The 19,557-nt window shown below is 68.7% G+C and carries 2 protein-coding genes (1 of these 2 only partly in view); both read left to right on the top strand.

The genetic code is table 11. The annotated features are described in order from the left end of the window. Positions 1 to 19,148 carry the 3' portion of a non-ribosomal peptide synthetase gene (locus D7Y15_RS05290; protein WP_148712696.1) on the top strand. It extends 10,078 nt beyond the left edge of the window, so only the last 19,148 of its 29,226 coding nucleotides appear in the window; the start codon falls outside the window, past its left edge; it ends in the stop codon at positions 19,146 to 19,148. Further along, positions 19,145 to 19,557: hypothetical protein (locus D7Y15_RS05285; RefSeq protein WP_148712695.1), on the top strand; the 413-nt coding region annotated here is incomplete at its 3' end. The genes D7Y15_RS05290 and D7Y15_RS05285, both read left to right, overlap by 4 nt.

The following is a 19,557-nucleotide window of genomic DNA, read 5'->3' as shown; positions in this document are numbered from 1 at the left end:
CGGACGGATGGTCGCTCGGCGTGCTGATCCGCGAAGTGGGAGCGTTGTACGCGGCCTTCACGGAAGGGCGTCCGTCGCCGCTGCCGGAGCTGTCGTTGCAGTACGCGGGCTATGCGGTGTGGCAGCGTGGCTGGTTGCAGGGCGAGACGCTCCAGAAGGAGGTGGACTTCTGGAGGGGGAAGCTCGCCGGGACGCCGCCCGTCCTGGAATTGCCCACGGACCATCCGCGCCCCGCGGTGCGAGGCAACGCGGGTGCGATCCATTCATTCGTTCTGCCGTTATCGCTGGAGCAGGGACTGAAGGCGCTGGCGCAGCGCGAGGGTGCATCGCTGTACATGGTGCTGCTGGCGGCGTGGCAGATGCTGCTGTCGCGCTACAGCGGACAGACGGACATCAGCGTGGGTTCGCCCATCGCGGGCCGGACGAGAGCGGAGCTGGAAGGGCTCATTGGCTTCTTCGTCAACACGCTGGTGCTGCGCGCGCAGGTGGACGGAGAGAAATCCTTCCGGGAGTTGCTGACGCAAGTGAAAGGCACGGTGCTGGAGGCGTACGAGCACCAGGACGTGCCGTTCGAGAAGCTGGTGGAAGCGCTGCAGCCCGAGCGCAGCCTGAGTCACACGCCGCTGTTTCAGTCACTGCTCGCGTTGCAGAACACGCCCGATGGAGAGGCACGGCTGCCCGGGCTGACGATGAAGCCCTTGGAGCTGGAGCTTCGTACGTCGAAGTTCGATGTGAGCATCTTCTTCACGGAGACGCCGCAGGGCTTGAGCGGAGCGGTGGAATACAGCACCGACCTGTTCGAAGCGGCGACGGTGCGCCGGATGGTGGAGCACCTGCGAGTGCTGTTGGAAGGCGTGGTGGCGAAGCCGGAGGAGGCAGTCGGCCGGCTGCCCATGCTGACGGACGCGGAGCGCCAGCAGGTGCTGGTGACGTGGAACCAGCAGCAGGCGGAGTACGACCGCGCCGCGACGATTCCCCTGCTCTTCGAGGCACAAGCGAAGCGCACCCCGAATGCTGTAGCCGTGGTGAGCGGCAAGCAGCGGCTGACGTACCGGGAGCTGGAGGCGAAGGCGAACCAGCTGGCGCACCGGCTGCGCAAGCTGGGCGTGGGCCCGGAGTCGCGAGTGGGCCTGTGCGTGGAGCGCACGGCGGACGTGGTGGTGGGCACGCTGGGCATCTTCAAGGCCGGCGGCGCGTACGTGCCGTTGGATCCGAGCTATCCGAAGGAGCGACTGGGCTGGCTGCTGGAGGACGCACAGGGCCCGGCATTGGTGGCGCACTCGCACCTCTTGGAGTCGCTGCCCGCCTTCAGCGCGCAGGCGGTCTTCCTGGACCGTGAGGAGGAGTGGGCGGAAGAGTCCTGCTGCTCGCCGACGCCGGAGGTGCGCCCGGAGAACGTGGCGTACCTCATCTACACGTCAGGAAGCACAGGCCGCCCAAAGGGCGTGGCGGTGACGCACCGGAACGCGGTGGCCTTCCTCGCGTGGGCAACGGAGACGTTCATGGAGGAGGAGACGAAGGCGGTACTCGCGGCGACGAGCCTGAACTTCGACCTCTCGGTGTTCGAACTCTTCGCGCCGCTGGTGCGAGGCGGCAGCGTGGTGGTGGTGCGCAACGCTCTGCACCTGGCGGAGGAGAAGCCAGAAGCGGACGTCACGCTCATCAATACGGTGCCATCGGCGATGGCGCAGTTGGTGCGGCTGAAGGCGGTGCCGCCGTCGGTGCGCGTAGTGAATCTCGCTGGTGAAGCGCTGCCCGAGACGCTGGCAAGGGCCGTGTACGCGGTGCCAACAGTTCAGAAGCTCTACAACTTGTACGGCCCGTCGGAAGACACGACGTACTCGACGTGGTCACTGGTGGGGCGCGCAGAGGTGCCGAACATCGGCCGGCCGCTCACCAACACGCGGGCGTACGTGCTGGACAAGTACCTGCAGCCGGTACCGGCGGGCGTAGCGGGAGAGTTGTTCCTGGCAGGCGAAGGCCAGGCGCGCGGCTACCTGCTGAGGCCGGAGCTGACGGCGGAGAAGTTCCTGCCGGAGGTGTACGGCCCCGAAGGCAGCCGCATGTACCGCACGGGAGACCGGGTGCGGTACCGCGCGGACGGAGTGCTGGAGTACCTGGGCCGAGTGGACTTCCAGGTGAAGGTGCGAGGCTTCCGCATCGAGCTGGGCGAAGTGGAGTCCGCGCTGCGCCAGCAAGAGGCAGTGAAGGAAGCGGTGGTGGTGGCGAAGGGGGAGGGCGCGGAGAAGCGGCTCGTGGCGTACGTGGCCCCGAAGGCCGGCGCGACACTGGAAGCGGAGGCCTTGAAGGCGAGCCTGCGCCAACGGCTGCCGGAGTACATGGTGCCCGGTTCAGTAGTGGTGCTGGAGGCACTGCCGCTCAACTCCAACGGCAAGGTGGACCGCAAAGCCCTGCCGGATCCGGAGGCGCCGGCAGCCATCATCACCTACGCAGCCCCGCGCACGGAGACGGAAGCGAAGCTGGCGGCCATCTGGGCGGAAGTGCTGCGCGTCCCTCGGGTGGGCGTGAAGGACGACTTCTTCGCGCTGGGCGGACACTCGCTGCTCGCGACACAAGTCGTGTCGCGAGTTCGCGCGGAGACGGGCGCGGAGCTGCCGCTGCGTGCGCTGTTCGAAGCGCGAACGGTGGAGTCGCTCGCTCGTCAGCTGGGGCAGACCGCGTTCTCTGGCAAGAACACGATGGAGCGCAGGCTGGGGGATGCCGCCCGGCCGCTGTCGTTCGCGCAGCAGCGGTTGTGGTTCATCGACCAGCTGGAGCCGGGGACGGCGCTCTACAACGTGCCCGTCGCGGTGCGGCTGGAGGGGGCGCTGCGCCAGGACGTCCTGGAACGGGCGCTGCGCGAAGTGGTGCGGCGCCATGAAGCGCTGCGGACGACGTTCGCGGAGAAGGATGGTCAGTCCCTCCAGGTCATCCACTCGGACATGACCCTGCATCTGGAGCGGGTGGAGGTGTCCTCGGGGGATGCGCGGCAGCGGATTGAGCAGGAGATGTTGAAGCCGTTCGACCTGTCGCGCGGTCCGCTGATCCGGGCACTCCTGCTGACGCTGGGAAGCGCGGAGCACGTGTTGGTCGTCACGATGCATCACATCGTGTCGGACGGCTGGTCGCTGGGCGTGCTGATCCGGGAGGTGGGCGCGCTGTACGCGGCCTTCGCGGAAGGCCGTCCGTCGCCGCTGCCAGAGCTCCCTGTGCAGTACGCGGACTACGCGGCCTGGCAGCGCGACGGGTTGCAGGGCGCGACGCTCCAGCAGGAGGTGGACTACTGGAAGCGGAAGCTCGTTGGCGCGCCGCCGGTGCTGGAGTTGCCCACGGACCATCCCCGTCCGCCGGTGCGTGGCAGCGCGGGAGCGACGTACTCCTTCCCCTTGTCCCGGTCGCTGACGGGGGACCTCAAGGCGCTGGCCCAGCGGGAAGGTGCGTCGCTGTACATGGCGCTGCTTGCGGGTTGGCAGGTCCTGCTGTCGAGGTACTCGGGGCAGGACGACATCAGCGTGGGTTCGCCCATCGCGGGACGCACGCGCGCGGAGGTGGAGGGCCTCATCGGCTTCTTCGTCAACACGCTGGTGCTGCGCGCCCAGGTGGATGGAGGCCAGTCCTTCCGGGCGCTGCTCACGCAGGTGCGGGAGACGGTGCTTGGCGCGTACGAGCACCAGGACGTGCCCTTCGAGAAGCTGGTGGAGGCGCTCCAGCCTGAGCGCGACCGGCGTCACACGCCGTTGTTCCAGGTGTTCCTGGCGCTCCAGAACCTGCCTGAGAGCGAAACGCGACTGCCGGGCTTGACGCTCAAGCCCGTGGCCTACGAAGGCCGGACGTCGAAGTTCGACCTGAGCCTCTTCTTCATGGAGACGCCAGACGGACTGACGGGTGCGATGGAGTACAGCACCGACCTGTTCGAAGCAGCGACGGTGCGCCGGATGGCGGAGCACCTGCGAGTGCTGTTCGAAGGCATGGTGGCGAAGCCGGACGCAGCGGTGGGCCAGTTGCCCATGTTGATGGAAGCGGAGCGCCAGCAAGTGCTGGTGACGTGGAACCAGCAGCAGGCGGAGTACGCGCGCGACGCGACGATTCCGGGGCTCTTCGAGGCGCAAGCGAAGCGCACTCCGAATGCCGTTGCCGTGGTGAGCGGCAAGCAGCGGATGACGTACCGGGACGTAGAGGCGAAAGCGAACCAGTTGGCGCACCGGCTGCGCAAGCTGGGAGTCGGTCCGGAATCGCGAGTAGGCCTGTGCGTGGAGCGCACGGCGGACGTCGTGGTGGGCACGCTGGGCATCCTCAAGGCCGGCGGCGCCTACGTGCCGTTGGATCCGAGCTACCCGAAGGAGCGACTGGGCTGGCTGCTGGAGGATGCGCAGGGCCCGGCATTGGTGGCGCATTCGCACCTGCTGGAGTCGCTGCCCGCCTTCAGCGCGAAGCCGGTGTGCCTGGACCGTGAAGAAGAGTGGGCGGAAGAGTCCTGCTGCCCGCCGACGCCGGAGGTGCGCCCGGAGAACGTGGCGTACCTCATCTACACGTCAGGAAGCACAGGCCGCCCGAAGGGCGTGGCGGTAACGCACCGGAACGCAGTGGCCTTCCTGGCGTGGGCAACGGAGACGTTCACGGAGGAGGAAACGAAGGCGGTGCTCGCGGCGACGAGCCTGAACTTCGACCTCTCCGTCTTTGAACTCTTCACGCCGTTGGTGCGAGGCGGCAGCGTGGTGGTGGTGCGCAATGCCCTGCACCTGGCGGAGGAGAAGCCAGAGGCGGAGGTGACGCTCATCAACACGGTGCCGTCGGCGATGGCGCAGTTGGTGCGGCTGAATGCAGTGCCGCCGTCAGTGCAGGTCATCAACCTCGCCGGTGAAGCATTGCCGGAGACGTTGGCGAAGGGGGTCTACGGCATCCCCACGGTGAGGAAGCTCTACAACCTGTATGGGCCGTCGGAAGACACGACGTACTCGACGTGGTCGCTGGTGGGGCGCGCAGAGGTGCCGAACATCGGCCGGCCGCTGACCAACACGCGGGCGTACGTGCTGGACAAGTATCTGCAGCCGGTGCCGGTGGGCGTCGCGGGCGAGCTGTTCCTGGCGGGCGAAGGCCAGGCGCGCGGCTACCTGCTGAGGCCGGAGCTGACGGCGGAGAAGTTCCTGCCGGAAGTCTACGGCCCGGAAGGCAGCCGGATGTACCGCACGGGAGACCGGGTGCGGTACCGGGCGGACGGAGTGCTGGAGTACCTGGGCCGAGTGGACTTCCAGGTGAAGGTGCGAGGCTTCCGTATCGAGCTGGGCGAAGTCGAAGCAGCCCTGCGTCAACAGGAGTCGGTGAAGGAAGCGGTGGTGGTGGCGAAGGGGGAGGGCGCGGAGAAGCGCCTCGTGGCGTACGTGGCGCCGAAGGCCGGCGCGACGTTGGAAGCGGAGTCGCTGAAGGCAAGCCTGCGTCAGCGGCTGCCGGAGTACATGGTGCCTGGGGCGGTGGTGGTGTTGGAGGCACTGCCGCTCAATTCCAACGGCAAGGTGGACCGCAAGGCCCTGCCGGAGCCGGATGCGCAAAAGGCCGGAAGTACCTACGAGGCTCCGCGCACGGATGCGGAAGCAAGGCTCGCGGCCATCTGGGCGGAGGTGCTGCGGGTGCCCCAGGTGGGCGTGAAGGACGACTTCTTCGCGCTGGGTGGCCACTCCCTGCTGGCGACACAGGTGGTGTCGCGAGTGCGCGCGGAGATGGGCGCGGAGCTGCCGCTGCGCGCGCTGTTCGAATCGCGCACGGTGGAGTCGCTCGCCCATCAGCTGGAGAAAGCCGCGTTCTCGAGCAAGACGGCGATGAGGCGCCGGCTGGGGGCCACTGCACGGCCGCTGTCGTTCGCGCAGCAGCGGTTGTGGTTCATCGACCAACTGGAGCCAGGCACCGCGCTCTACAACATGCCCGTGGCACTGCGGCTGGAAGGTGACCTGGACGTGGGCGTCCTGGAGCGTGCCCTGCGGGAGGTCGTGAGCCGTCACGAGGCCCTGCGCACGACCTTCGAGGTGCAGGACGGTCAGCCCCTCCATGTCATCCATTCGGACCTGGCCCTGCACCTGGAGCGGGTGGAGGTGTCCGAGTCCGCTGCACGGCAGCGGATCGAACAGGAGATGTTGAAGCCGTTCGACCTGTCGCGTGGTCCGCTGCTGCGAGCGCTCCTGCTGAAGTTGGGCAATCAGGAGCACGCGCTGGTCGTCTCGATGCACCACATCGTGTCGGACGGCTGGTCGTTGGGCGTGTTGATCCGCGAAGTGGGCGCGCTGTACGCGGCCTTCTCCTCGGGGCAGCCGTCACCCCTGCCCGAGTTGCCCGTGCAGTACGGGGACTACGCGGCCTGGCAGCGTGACTGGCTGCGGGATGAAACCCTGGCGCGCGAGGTGGACTACTGGAAGCAGTCGCTGATGGGAGCACCGCCGGTGCTGGAGCTGCCGACGGACCGTCCTCGTCCGGCGGTGCGCACCAACGGTGGCACGACGCTGGGATTCATGTTGCCGCTGGACCTGTCCCGGAAGCTGAACGCGCTGGCCCAGCAAGAGGGTGCCTCGCTGTTCATGGCGCTGCTGGCCGGGTGGCAGGTGCTGTTGTCGAGGTACTCGGGGCAGACGGACATCAGCGTGGGTTCCCCCATCGCGGGACGCACGCGCGCGGAGGTGGAGGGCCTCATCGGCTTCTTCGTCAACACGCTGGTGCTGCGCACCCAGGTCGACGGAGAGGCGTCTTTCCGTGAGCTGCTGAAGCAGGTGAGGGGCACGGTGCTGGGCGCATACGAGCACCAGGACGTGCCCTTCGAGAAACTGGTGGAGGCACTGCAGCCCGAGCGCAGCCTGAGCCACACGCCGCTGTTCCAGACGTCGATGTCGCTCCAGAACGTGCCTGTCGAGGAGTCCAGACTCCCCGGCCTGGTGCTCAAGCCCGTGCCTTACGAAGGCCGGACGTCGAAGTTCGACCTGAGCCTCTTCTTCACGGAGACGCCGGACGGGCTGGCCGGAGCGGTGGAGTACAGCACCGACCTGTTCGAAGCAGCGACGGTGCGCCGGATGGTGGAGCACCTGCGCATGCTTCTGGAAGGCGTGGTGTCAAAGCCGGACGCAGCGGTGGGACGGCTGTCCCTGCTCACGCCCGTGGAGCGTCAGCAGGTGCTGGTGACGTGGAACCAGCAGCAGGCGGAGTACGACCGGAACGCGACGATTCCGGCGCTCTTCGAGGCGCAGGCGAAGCGCACGCCGGATGCCGTGGCCGTGGTGAGCGGCAAGCAGCAACTGACGTACCGGGAGGTGGAGGAGAAGTCGAACCAGCTGGCACACCGGCTGCGCAAGCTGGGCGTGGGTCCGGAGTCGCGAGTGGGCCTGTGCGTGGAGCGCACGGCGGACGTGGTGGTGGGGACGCTGGGCATCCTCAAGGCCGGCGGCGCGTACGTGCCGTTGGATCCGAGCTACCCGAAGGAACGTCTGGGCTGGCTGCTGGAGGATGCGCAAGGCCCGGCGTTGGTCGCGCACTCGCACCTCTTGGAGTCGCTGCCCGCCTTCAGGGCGCAGGCGGTCTGCCTGGACACGGACGCGGCATTGGCGACGGAGCCCAAGGAGGCACCGGAAGCAGAACTGCGCCCGGAGAACGTGGCGTACCTCATCTACACGTCGGGAAGCACGGGCCGTCCGAAGGGCGTGGCGGTGACGCACCGGAACGCGGCGGCCTTCCTCGCGTGGGCGACAGAGACGTTCACCGAAGAAGAGACGAAGGCGGTGCTCGCGGCGACGAGCCTGAACTTCGACCTCTCCGTCTTCGAACTCTTCGCGCCGCTGGTGCGAGGCGGCAGCGTGGTGGTGGTGCGCAATGCCCTGCACCTGGCGGAGGAGAAACCGGAGGCGGAGGTGACGCTCATCAACACGGTGCCGTCGGCGATGGCGCAGTTGGTGCGGCTGAACGCGGTGCCGCCGTCAGTGCAGGTCATCAATCTCGCCGGTGAAGCGTTGCCGGAGACGTTGGCGAAGGGGGTCTACGGCATCCCCACGGTGAGGAAGCTCTACAACCTGTACGGCCCGTCGGAAGACACGACGTACTCGACGTGGTCGCTGGTGGGGCGCGCAGAGGTGCCGAACATCGGCCGGCCGCTGACCAACACGCGGGCCTACGTGCTGGACAAGCACCTGCAGCCGGTGCCGGTGGGCGTCGCGGGAGAGCTGTTCCTGGCGGGCGAAGGCCAGGCGCGCGGCTACCTGCTGAGGCCGGAGCTGACGGCGGAGAAGTTCCTGCCGGAAGTCTACGGCCCGGAAGGCAGCCGGATGTACCGCACGGGGGACCGGGTGCGGTACCGGGCGGACGGAGTGCTGGAGTACCTGGGCCGAGTGGACTTCCAGGTGAAGGTGCGAGGCTTCCGCATCGAGCTGGGCGAAGTGGAGTCCGCGCTGCGCCAGCAAGAGGCAGTGAAGGAAGCAGTGGTGGTGGCGAAGGGGGAGGGCGCGGAGAAGCGCCTCGTGGCGTACGTGGCGCCGAAGGCCGGCGCGACGTTGGAAGCGGAGTCGCTGAAGGCAAGCCTGCGTCAGCGGCTGCCGGAGTACATGGTGCCTGGGGCGGTGGTGGTGCTGGAGGCACTGCCGCTCAACTCCAACGGCAAGGTGGACCGCAAGGCCCTGCCGGAGCCGGAGGCACCGACCTCCACCCGCACGTACGTGGCCCCGCGCACGGAGACGGAAGCGAAGCTGGCGGCCATCTGGGCGGAAGTGCTGCGAGTCCCCCAGGTGGGCGTGAAGGACGACTTCTTCGCGCTCGGAGGCCACTCGCTGCTGGTGACGCAGGTGGTGTCGCGCATCCGCACGGAGACCGGCGTGGAGTTGCCGCTGCGTGCGCTGTTCGAGGCTCCCACGCTCGAGGCCCTGGCCCAACGGATGGGGACGGCGGGCCGCGGTCAGAGTTCGATGCCGGGCGACTCGTTGATGGGCATGACGCCGCCGCTGTCGTTCGCGCAGCAGCGCCTGTGGTTCATCGACCAGTTGGAGCCGGGTACGGCGCTCTACAACCTGCCCGTGGCGGTGCGGCTGATGGGCGCGCTGGATGTCGCGGCCCTGGAGCGGGCCCTGAACGAGGTCGTGCGCCGTCACGAAGCCCTGCGGACCACCTTCGAGGAGCGCGGCGGTCAGGCCATCCAGGTCATCCAGCCCACCCTGTCACTGGAGCTGGGCCGGGAGGACCTGCGGTCCATCGACGAAGCCCGCCGCGAGACGGAGGCCCACCGGCAGGTGGAGCAGGAGATGCTCCGCCCCTTCGACCTGGGCCGTGGGCCGTTGATCCGCACCCGGCTGTTCACGCTCGGGGAGCGCGAGAGCGTCCTCGTGGTGACGATGCACCACATCGTGTCGGACGGCTGGTCGCTGGGCGTGTTGATCCGCGAGGTGGGCGCGCTCTACGCGGCCTTCTCCTCGGGGCAGCCGTCCCCTCTGCCCGAGCTGCCCGTGCAGTACGCGCGCTACGCGTCCTGGCAACGCGGCCGGCTCCAGGGAGAAGTCCTCGCGCGGCAGGTGGACTACTGGAAGCGGAAGCTCGCCGGCGCGCCGCCGGTGCTGGAGCTGCCCACGGACCGCCCGCGTCCGCCCGAGCGGGGCATCGCGGGCGCGAAGTACGCCTTCACCCTGTCCCGGTCGTTGACGGGAGCGCTCAAGGCGCTGGCCCAGCGGGAAGGGGCCTCTCTGTACATGGTGCTGCTGTCGGGGTGGCAGGTGCTGATGGCTCGCTACAGCGGCCAGCAGGACATCAGCGTGGGTTCACCCATCGCGGGCCGCATGCGCGCGGAGCTGGAGGGGCTCATCGGCTTCTTCGTCAATACGCTCGTGCTGCGCGCGGACGTGGACGGCGCCCTGTCCTTCCGGCAGTTGCTCGCCCAGGTGCGTGAAACGGTGCTGGATGCGTACGAGCACCAGGAGGTCCCGTTCGAGAAGCTGGTCGAGGTCCTCCAGCCCGAGCGCAGCCGCAGCCACACGCCGCTCTTCCAGACGATGGTCGCCCTCCAGAACATGCCGATGGGCGAGCTGCGGCTGCCGGACGTGGTGCTCCAGCCGGTGAACGTGGAGAGCCCCATCGCGCAGTTCGACCTGAGCGTGTCATTCATGGAGCAGCCTCAGGGCCTCTCCGGCACGATGGAGTACAGCACGGAGCTGTTCGACGCGGGCACGGTCCAGCGGATGGTCACGCACCTGCTCACGCTGCTCGAAGGCGCGGTCGCGCGCCCGGACACGCGAGTGGCCCGACTGCCCCTGCTGACCGGCGCCGAACGCCGCGAAATGCTGGTGGAGTGGAACGCCACGCGCGCGCCCTTCCCCGAGTCCTGCCTGCACGCGCTCTTCGAGGCACAGGTCCGTCGCGCGCCAGAGGCAGTGGCTGCTGTCTTCGAGGGAACGCAACTGACGTACGCGCAGCTGGATGCGCGCGCCAATCAGCTCGCCCACGCCCTGCGCCGTCGTGGCGTGGGCCCGGAGGTCCGCGTCGCCCTCAGTGTCGAGCGCTCCCTCGACATCGTCATGGGCCTGCTCGGCATCCTGAAGGCCGGTGGCGCCTGGGTGCCCGTGGATCCGCTCCTGCCCCGTGAGCGCCTGGCCTTCATGCTGGAGGACAGCGCGGCGCAGGTGCTCGTCACCCAGCAGCCCCTGGTGGCCCGCTTCCCGGAGGCCCTGCATGCACGTGCGCTCTGCCTGGATACGGAGCGCGAGTCGCTGGCCAGGGAGTCGACGGATGCGCCTGTGACGGGCGTGACGCCCGCGAACATGGCGTACCTGCTCTACACCTCGGGCAGCACGGGGACGCCGAAGGGCACGGCGGTGGAGCATCGCGGCGTGGCCAACCTGGTCACCCACGAAGCGGTGGCGTACGGCATCGGCCCTGGCAGCCGAGTGCTTCAGTTCGCCAGCCTCAGCTTCGACCTGTCGGTGGAGGAGATCTTCACCACACTCTGCAACGGCGCCACGCTGGTGCTCGCGCCGCTGGAGAAGTTGATGCCGGGCGCGCCGCTGCCCGTGCTGCTGCGTGAGCAGGAGTTGAGCGTCGTCAGCCTCACCCCCGCGGCACTGGCGGCCACCTCTTCCGAGGGGTTGCCCAATGTTCGCACCGTCATCTCCGGCGGTGAGGCCCTGCCCGCGGACGTCGCCGCGCGCTGGGCTCCGGGGCGGCGCCTGCTCAATACATACGGCCCGACGGAAGCCACCGTCATCGCCACGCTGGGCGAGGTGGTGGCGGATGGGAACGTGCCGCCCATCGGTAGGCCGCTGGCGAACGTGCGCGTCTACGTGCTGGACCCATACGGGCAGCCGGTGCCCATGGGCGTGCGCGGTGAGTTGCACATCGGCGGCGTGGGCGTGGCGCGTGGTTACGCGGGACGCCCGGGACTCACCGCCGAGCGCTTCGTGCCGGACGCCTTCTCGGGTGAAGTGGGCGCCCGTCTCTACCGGACGGGCGACGTCGTGCGCTGGCGTGCGGACGGCCAGCTGGACTTCGTCGGCCGCATCGACTCCCAGGTGAAGGTGCGCGGCTTCCGCATCGAGCTGGGCGAGGTCGAAATCGCGCTGGCGCGGCAGCCGGGAGTGAGCGAGGCCGTGGTGCTGGTGCGGGGCGACGGTGCCGACAAGCGGCTCGTGGGCTACGTCGTGGCGAAGGAAGGCCACGCGCTGGACGTGGACACGCTGCGCACGGGCCTGCGCCAGGGGATGCCCGAGTACATGGTGCCGGGGGCGCTGATGGTGCTGGACGCCCTGCCGCTCAACGCGAACGGCAAGGTGGACCGCAGGGCGCTGCCAGAGCCGGAGGCAGCCCGTGGGGGCGACGCCTACGTGGCCCCGCGCACCGTGACGGAGGCGAAGCTCGCATCCATCTGGGCGGAGGTGCTGCGGCTGGAGCGCGTGGGCGTGAAGGACAACTTCTTCGCGCTGGGTGGCCACTCGCTGCTGGCGACGCAGGTGGTGTCGCGCATCCGCACGTCGCTGGGCGTTGAGATGCCTCTGCGCCTGCTGTTCGAAGCGCCCACGGTGGATGCGCTGGCGCAGCGGATTGAGCAACTGGGACGCTCCGGTGTGCCCACGCTGAGCGCCGGAGCGCGTCCGGCGTCGCTGCCGCTGTCCTTCGCGCAGCAGCGGTTGTGGTTCATCGACCAGCTGGAACCGGGCAGCCCGCTCTACAACGTGCCCACCGTGGTGCGGTTGGAGGGCGACCTGGACGCCGCCGCGCTGGAGCAGGCCCTGAGGGAGGTCGTGCAACGGCACGAAGCCCTGCGCACGACGTTCGAAGAGGAGGCAGGCCAGCCCGTCCAGCGCATCCACGCGTCCGTGGACGTGCCGTTGAACATCCTGGACCTGACGGGCTCCGGGCCCGAGCGGGAGGACGTGGCCCGTCAGCGGGTGATGGAGGAGCTTGCGAATCCCTTCGACCTGATGCGAGGCCCGCTCCTGCGGGCGCTGATGGTGCGCATGGATGCACGCGACCACCTGCTTGTGGTCACGATGCACCACGCCGTGTCGGACGGCTGGTCCGTGGGCGTCCTGCTCCGCGAGCTGGGGGCGCTGTACACCGCGCGGGCGAAGGGCCTGGCGTTGGCACTGCCGCCGCTGCCGGTGCAGTACGCGGACTACGCGGCCTGGCAGCGCGACTGGCTGAGGGATGAAACCCTGGCTCGCGAGGTGGACTACTGGAAGCAGTCGCTGACGGGAGCACCGCCGGTGCTGGAGTTGCCGACGGACCGTCCGCGTCCGGCGGTGCGCACCAACGCCGGCTCGACGCTGGGCTTCATGCTGCCGCTGGAGCTGTCCCAGCGGTTGGGCGCACTGGCTCGAAGTGAAGGCGCCTCGCTGTTCATGGTGTTGCTGGCCGGGTGGCAGGTGCTGCTGTCGCGCTACAGCGGCCAGCAGGACATCAGCGTGGGTTCACCCATCGCGGGCCGCACGCGCGCGGAGGTGGAAGGCCTCATCGGCTTCTTCGTCAACACGCTGGTGCTGCGCACCCAGATGGATGGAGACCCGTCCTTCCGCGCACTGCTCGCGCAGGTGCGGGAGATGGTGCTGGGCGCGTACGAGCACCAGGACGTGCCGTTCGAGAAGCTGGTGGAAGCGCTGCATCCGGAGCGCAGCTTGAGCCACACGCCGCTCTTCCAGACGTTGATGTCGCTCCAGAACGTGCCCATCGAGGAGTCCCATCTCCCAGGGCTGGTGCTCAAGCCCATGAGTCTCGAGGGGCGCACGTCGAAGTTCGATCTGAGTCTCTTCTTCACGGAGACGCCGGACGGGCTGGCCGGAGCGGTGGAGTACAGCACCGACCTGTTTGAAGCGGCGACGGTGCACCGGATGGTGGAGCACCTGCGCATGCTGTTCGAAGGCATGGTGTCAAAGCCGGACGCGGCGGTGGGCCGGCTGCAACTGCTCACGCCCGCGGAGCGTCAGCAGGTGCTGGTGACGTGGAACCAGCAGCAGGCGGAGTACGACCGCGACGCGACGATTCCGGCGCTCTTCGAGGCGCAGGCGAAGCGGACGCCGGATGCCGTGGCCGTGGTGAGCGGCAAGCAGCGGCTGACGTACCGGGAGGTGGAGGCGAAGGCGAACCAGCTGGCACACCGGCTGCGCAAGCTGGGCGTGGGCCCGGAGTCGCGAGTAGGCCTGTGCGTGGAGCGCACGGCGGACGTGGTGGTGGGCACGCTGGGCATTCTCAAGGCCGGTGGCGCCTACGTGTCGCTGGATCCGAGCTACCCGAAGGAGCGGCTGGGCTGGCTGCTGGAGGACGCGCAGGGCCCGGCGTTGGTGGCGCATTCGCACCTGCTGGAGTCGCTGCCCGCCTTCAGTGCACAGGCGGTCTGCCTGGACACGGACGCGGCATTGGCGACGGAGCCGACGGAGGCACCGGAAGCAGATCTGCTCCCGGAGAACGTGGCGTACCTCATCTACACATCAGGAAGCACAGGCCGCCCGAAGGGCGTGGCGGTGACGCACCGGAACGCGGCGGCCTTCCTCGCGTGGGCAACGGAGACGTTCACCGAAGAAGAGACGAAGGCCGTGCTCGCGGCGACGAGCCTGAACTTCGACCTCTCCGTCTTCGAACTCTTCGCGCCGCTGGTGCGAGGCGGCAGCGTGGTGGTGGTGCGCAACGCCCTGCACCTGGCGGAGGAGAAGCCAGAGGCGGAGGTGACACTCATCAACACGGTGCCATCGGCGATGGCGCAGTTGGTGCGGCTGAACGCAGTGCCGCCATCGGTGCAAGTCATCAACCTCGCCGGTGAAGCGTTGCCGGAGACGTTGGCGAAGGCCGTGTACGCGGTACCGACGGTGCGCAAGCTGTACAACCTGTACGGCCCGTCGGAAGACACGACGTACTCGACGTGGTCGCTGGTGGGACGCGGGGAGGTGCCGAACATCGGCCGGCCGCTGACCAACACGCGGGCGTACGTGCTGGACAAGTACCTGCAGCCGGTGCCGGTGGGCGTGGCGGGAGAGTTGTTCCTGGCAGGAGAAGGCCAGGCCCGCGGCTACCTGCTGAGGCCGGAGCTGACGGCGGAGAAGTTCCTGCCGGAAGTGTACGGCCCGGAAGGCAGCCGGATGTACCGCACGGGAGACCGGGTGCGGTACCGCGCGGATGGAGTGCTGGAGTACCTGGGCCGCGTCGACTTCCAGGTGAAGGTGCGAGGCTTCCGCATCGAGCTGGGCGAAGTGGAGTCCGCGCTGCGCCAGCAGGAGACGGTGAAGGAAGCCGTCGTGGTGGCGAAGGGGGAGGGCGCGGAGAAGCGCCTCGTGGCGTACGTGGCGCCGAAGGCCGGCGCGACGTTGGAAGCGGAGTCGCTGAAGGCAAGCCTGCGCCAACGGCTGCCGGAGTACATGGTGCCCGGAGCGGTGGTGGTGCTGGAGGCACTGCCGCTCAACTCCAACGGCAAGGTGGACCGCAAGGCCCTGCCGGAGCCGGAGGCCCAGAAGTCCGGCAACACGTACGAAGCGCCCCGCACGGAAGTGGAAGCGAAGCTGGCGACCATCTGGGCGGAAGTGCTGCGAGTGCCTCAGGTCGGCGTGAAGGACGATTTCTTCGCGCTCGGTGGCCACTCGCTGCTCGCGACACAGGTGGTGTCGCGGGTGCGCGCGGAGACGGGCGCGGAGCTGCCGCTGCGCGCGTTGTTCGAAGCGCCCACGGTGGAAGCCCTCGCCCGTCGGTTGGAGAAGGCTGGACGCGCGAAGGCACCGGCCATCGTGTCCGTGTCACGAGACACAGCGTTGCCACTGTCGTTCGCGCAGCAGCGCCTGTGGTTCATCGACCAGTTGGAGCCGGGCACGGCGCTCTACAACGTGCCCATCGCGGTACGGCTGGAAGGCGACCTGAACGTGGAGGTCCTGGACCGGGCCCTGCGTGAGGTCGTGCGCCGTCACGAGGCCCTGCGGACAACGTTCGTCGCGGGCAACCCCGAGCCGGAGCAACGGACCACGTCCGATAGCGCCTTCACGCTGGCGGTGGATGACCTGACGTCGAACACCGCCGCGCTTCGCAAGCGTGTGGAGCAGGAAGTGCTGAGGCCCTTCGAACTCGCACACGGTCTGCTCCTCCGAGCGCTCCTGCTGAAGCTCGACACGCGCGAACACGTGCTCGTCGTCACGATGCATCACATCGTGTCGGACGGGTGGTCGCTCGGCGTGTTGGTCCGCGAGGTCGGCGCGCTCTACGCGGCGTTCGTGCAGGGCCAGCCCTCGCCGCTGCCGGAGTTGCCCGTGCAGTACGCGGACTACGCGGCCTGGCAGCGCGGCGGGTTGCAGGGCGCGACGCTCCAGCGGGAGGTGGACTACTGGAAGCAGAAGCTCTCCGGTGCGCCGCCAGTGCTGGAGTTGCCCACGGACCGTCCGCGTCCCGCGGTGCGAGGAACCGCGGGAGCGACCCAGAACTTCCTCTGGCCGCAATCGCTGGCCCAGGGACTCCGTGGCCTCGCGCAGCGTGAAGGGGCCTCGCTGTACATGGTGCTGCTGGCGGGTTGGCAGGTCCTGCTGTCGCGCTACAGCGGCCAGCAGGACATCAGCGTGGGTTCGCCCATCGCGGGCCGCACACGCGCGGAGGTGGAGGGCCTCATCGGCTTCTTCGTCAACACGCTGGTGCTGCGCACGGACCTGTCCGGAGACCCCAGCTTCCGGGGCCTGCTCCAGCAGGTGCGTGAGACGGTTCTGGAGGCGCAGGAACACCAGGAGGTGCCGTTCGAGAAGCTGGTGGAGGCGCTCCAGCCCGAGCGCAGCCGCAGCCACACGCCGCTGTTCCAGACACTGCTGGCGCTCCAGAACGTGCCCGTGGGTGAAGCCCGGCTGCCCGGCATGACGCTCAGGCCTGTGGAGATCGCGGGCGGAACGTCGAAGTTCGACCTGAGCGTCTTCTTCGTGGAGACCGCGGAGGGCCTGAGCGGAACGCTGGAATACAGCACCGACCTGTTCGAAGCAGCGACGGTGCGCCGGATGGTGGAGCACCTGCACATGCTGCTGGAAGGCGTGGTGGCGAAGCCGGAAACAGCGGTGGGCCAGTTGCCCCTACTCACTCCGGCGGAGCGCCAGCAGGTGCTGGTGACGTGGAACCAGCAGCAGGCGGAGTACGACCGCGCCGCGACGATTCCCCAGCTCTTCGAGGCACAAGCGAAGCGCACGCCGGATGCCGTGGCGGTGGTGAGCGGCAAGCAGCGGCTGACGTACCGGGAGGTGGAGGCGAAGGCGAACCAGCTGGCGCACCGGCTGCGCAAGCTGGGCGTGGGTCCCGAGTCCCGAGTGGGCCTGTGCGTGGAGCGTACGGCGGACGTGGTGGTGGGGACGCTGGGCATCCTCAAGGCCGGCGGCGCGTACGTACCGTTGGACCCGAGCTATCCGAAGGAGCGCCTGGGCTGGCTGCTGGAGGACGCGCAGGGTCCGGCACTGGTGGCGCACTCGCACCTGCTGGAGTCGTTGCCCGCTTTCAGGGCGCAGGCGGTCTGCCTGGACACGGACGCGACGTTGGCCACGGAGCCCAAGGAGGCACCGGAAGCAGATCTGCGCCCGGAGAACGTGGCGTACCTCATCTACACGTCGGGAAGCACGGGCCGTCCGAAGGGCGTCGCGGTGACGCACCGGAACGCGGTGGCCTTCCTGTCGTGGGCAACGGAGACGTTCACCGAAGAAGAGACGAAGGCAGTGCTCGCGGCAACGAGCCTGAACTTCGACCTCTCCGTCTTCGAACTCTTCGCGCCGCTGGTGAGGGGCGGCAGCGTGGTGGTGGTGCGCAATGCCCTGCACCTGGTGGAGGAGAAGCCGGAGGTGGACGTCACGCTCATCAACACGGTGCCGTCTGCGATGGCGCAGTTGGCGCGGCTGAACGCAGTGCCGCCGTCGGTGCAGGTCATCAACCTCGCCGGTGAAGCCTTGCCGGAGACACTGGCGAAGGGCGTCTACGGCATCCCCACGGTGCGCAAGCTGTACAACCTGTATGGCCCGTCGGAAGACACGACGTACTCGACGTGGTCGCTGGTGGGGCGGAATGAGGTGCCGAACATCGGCCGGCCGCTGACCAACACGCGTGCGTACGTGCTGGACAAGTACCTCCAGCCAGTGCCGGTGGGCGTCGCGGGAGAGTTGTTCCTGGCAGGCGAAGGCCAGGCACGCGGCTACCTGCTGAGGCCGGATCTGACGGCGGAGAAGTTCCTGCCGGAAGTCTACGGCCCCGAAGGCAGCCGGATGTACCGCACGGGGGACCGCGTGCGGTACCGCGCGAATGGAGTGCTGGAGTACCTGGGCCGGGTGGACTTCCAGGTGAAGGTGCGAGGCTTCCGCATCGAGCTGGGCGAAGTGGAGTCCGCACTGCGCCAGCAGGAGACGGTGAAGGACGCGGTGGTGGTGGCGAAGGGGGAGGGCGCGGAGAAGCGGCTCGTGGCGTACGTGGCGCCGAAGGCCAACGCGACACTGGAAGCGGAGGCCCTGAAGGCAAGCCTGCGCCAACGGCTGCCGGAGTACATGGTGCCCGGAGCGGTGGTGGTGCTGGAGGCACTGCCGCTCAACTCCAACGGCAAGGTGGACCGCAAGGCCCTGCCGGACCTGGACGTCACCACGTCCCAGGCCGAGAACTTCGTCGCACCCCGTGACGCGCTGGAGTCCCAGCTCGTGGCGGTGTGGGAAGAGGTCCTGGGCGTGAAGCCCATCGGGGTGCGCACCAGCTTCTTCGCGCTGGGAGGCCACTCGCTGCTCGCGGTCCGCCTGATGGCCGCGCTGCGCGAACAACTGGGCCGCGATGTCCCCCTGGCCGCGCTCTTCCAGCACCCCACCGTGGAGGACCTGGCCAACCTGCTTCGCGCCGAGACGGAGACGTGGTCGCCGCTCGTCCCGCTGGAGAAGGGCGACGCGGGCCTCCGGCCCCTGTTCCTCGTCCACCCGGGTGGCGGCAACGTGCTCGCCTACCCGGAGCTGGCGCGGCTCCTGGGGCCCCAGCAGCCTGTCTTCGGCCTCCAGGCTCGCGGCCTCCAGGCCGGCCATGCCGTGGTGGAGACCGTGGAGGAGATGGCCACCCTGTATGTGGCCGCCATTCGCTCGGAGCAGCCGGAAGGGCCGTACCGCCTCGCGGGCTGGTCGCTCGGCGGCGTCATCGCCTTCGAGATGGCCCGCCAGCTGCGCGCTCAAGGCCAGACCGTGGGGCTGCTGGCGCTGCTGGACGCCTACGTCCCCGGCGTCGGGGCGCCTCCCGGCGACGCTCCCAGGAAAGACCCCGACGCCAGCACACGCGTCGCCTTCGCCCTGACGGTGGCCCAGGCCTTCTCCCTGACCCTGCCGGTGTCCAACGAGGCCCTGGAGCGCATGGATGACGAAGCCATGCTGGGGACGCTCCTCGCCGTGGGCGTCCAGGCCGGACTCCTGGAGGAAGCGACGGGCCGCGAGCAATTGCGCGCCTTGTTCCGCGTCTACCAGGCCAACCTGCGCGCCATGGACCGCTACGTGCCTGGCCCCTACGACGGACCGGCGCTGTTGCTCGCCGCCACGGAAGGGACCCCCACCCCCGAGGTGCCCCGCCACCGCGGCTGGGAGCCCTTCGTCCGGGGGGGACTGGACGTGAAGGACGTCCCTGGGGGACACCATCAACTCATGCAGGAGCCGTACGTGCGGCACGTGGCCACGCTGTTGCGCGAGGCCCTGGAGGACAAGTCATGACCACTGAAACATCCGCGACATCCAGCGGGGGCTCACCGTGGCCCAACCGCATCATCCTGGCCATCTGGTTCGTGTGCTTCTCCGTGGGCTCACTGATCCACATCCTCGTCGTGGCGAAGTACGGCCTCTTCGCGAATGATCCGGCGGATCCGCTGCCCATGCCGTTCGTCGTCGTGAACGAGCTGTTCACGGTCCTCAACCCGCTCACCATCGCGCTGCTCATCTTCAAGCGGCGGGCGGGCATCCTCTCCGCGCTGGGCGTGGTGGCGCTTGTCTACGTCCTCAACCTGGCCCTGATGGTGTGGTTCTGGACCGCGAAGCAGCACCTCCACGTCGCGTGGCTGTACCTCAACGGCACCATGGGCGTGTTCATGGCCCTGACCGCCAGGCGCCTGTGGCGGGCCGCCCC

The organism is Corallococcus sp. AB030, from assembly GCF_003668965.1.
In the GTDB taxonomy this organism is placed as follows: Bacteria; Myxococcota; Myxococcia; order Myxococcales; family Myxococcaceae; genus Corallococcus; species Corallococcus exiguus.
This window is presented reverse-complemented; position numbering and strand designations above follow the sequence as displayed.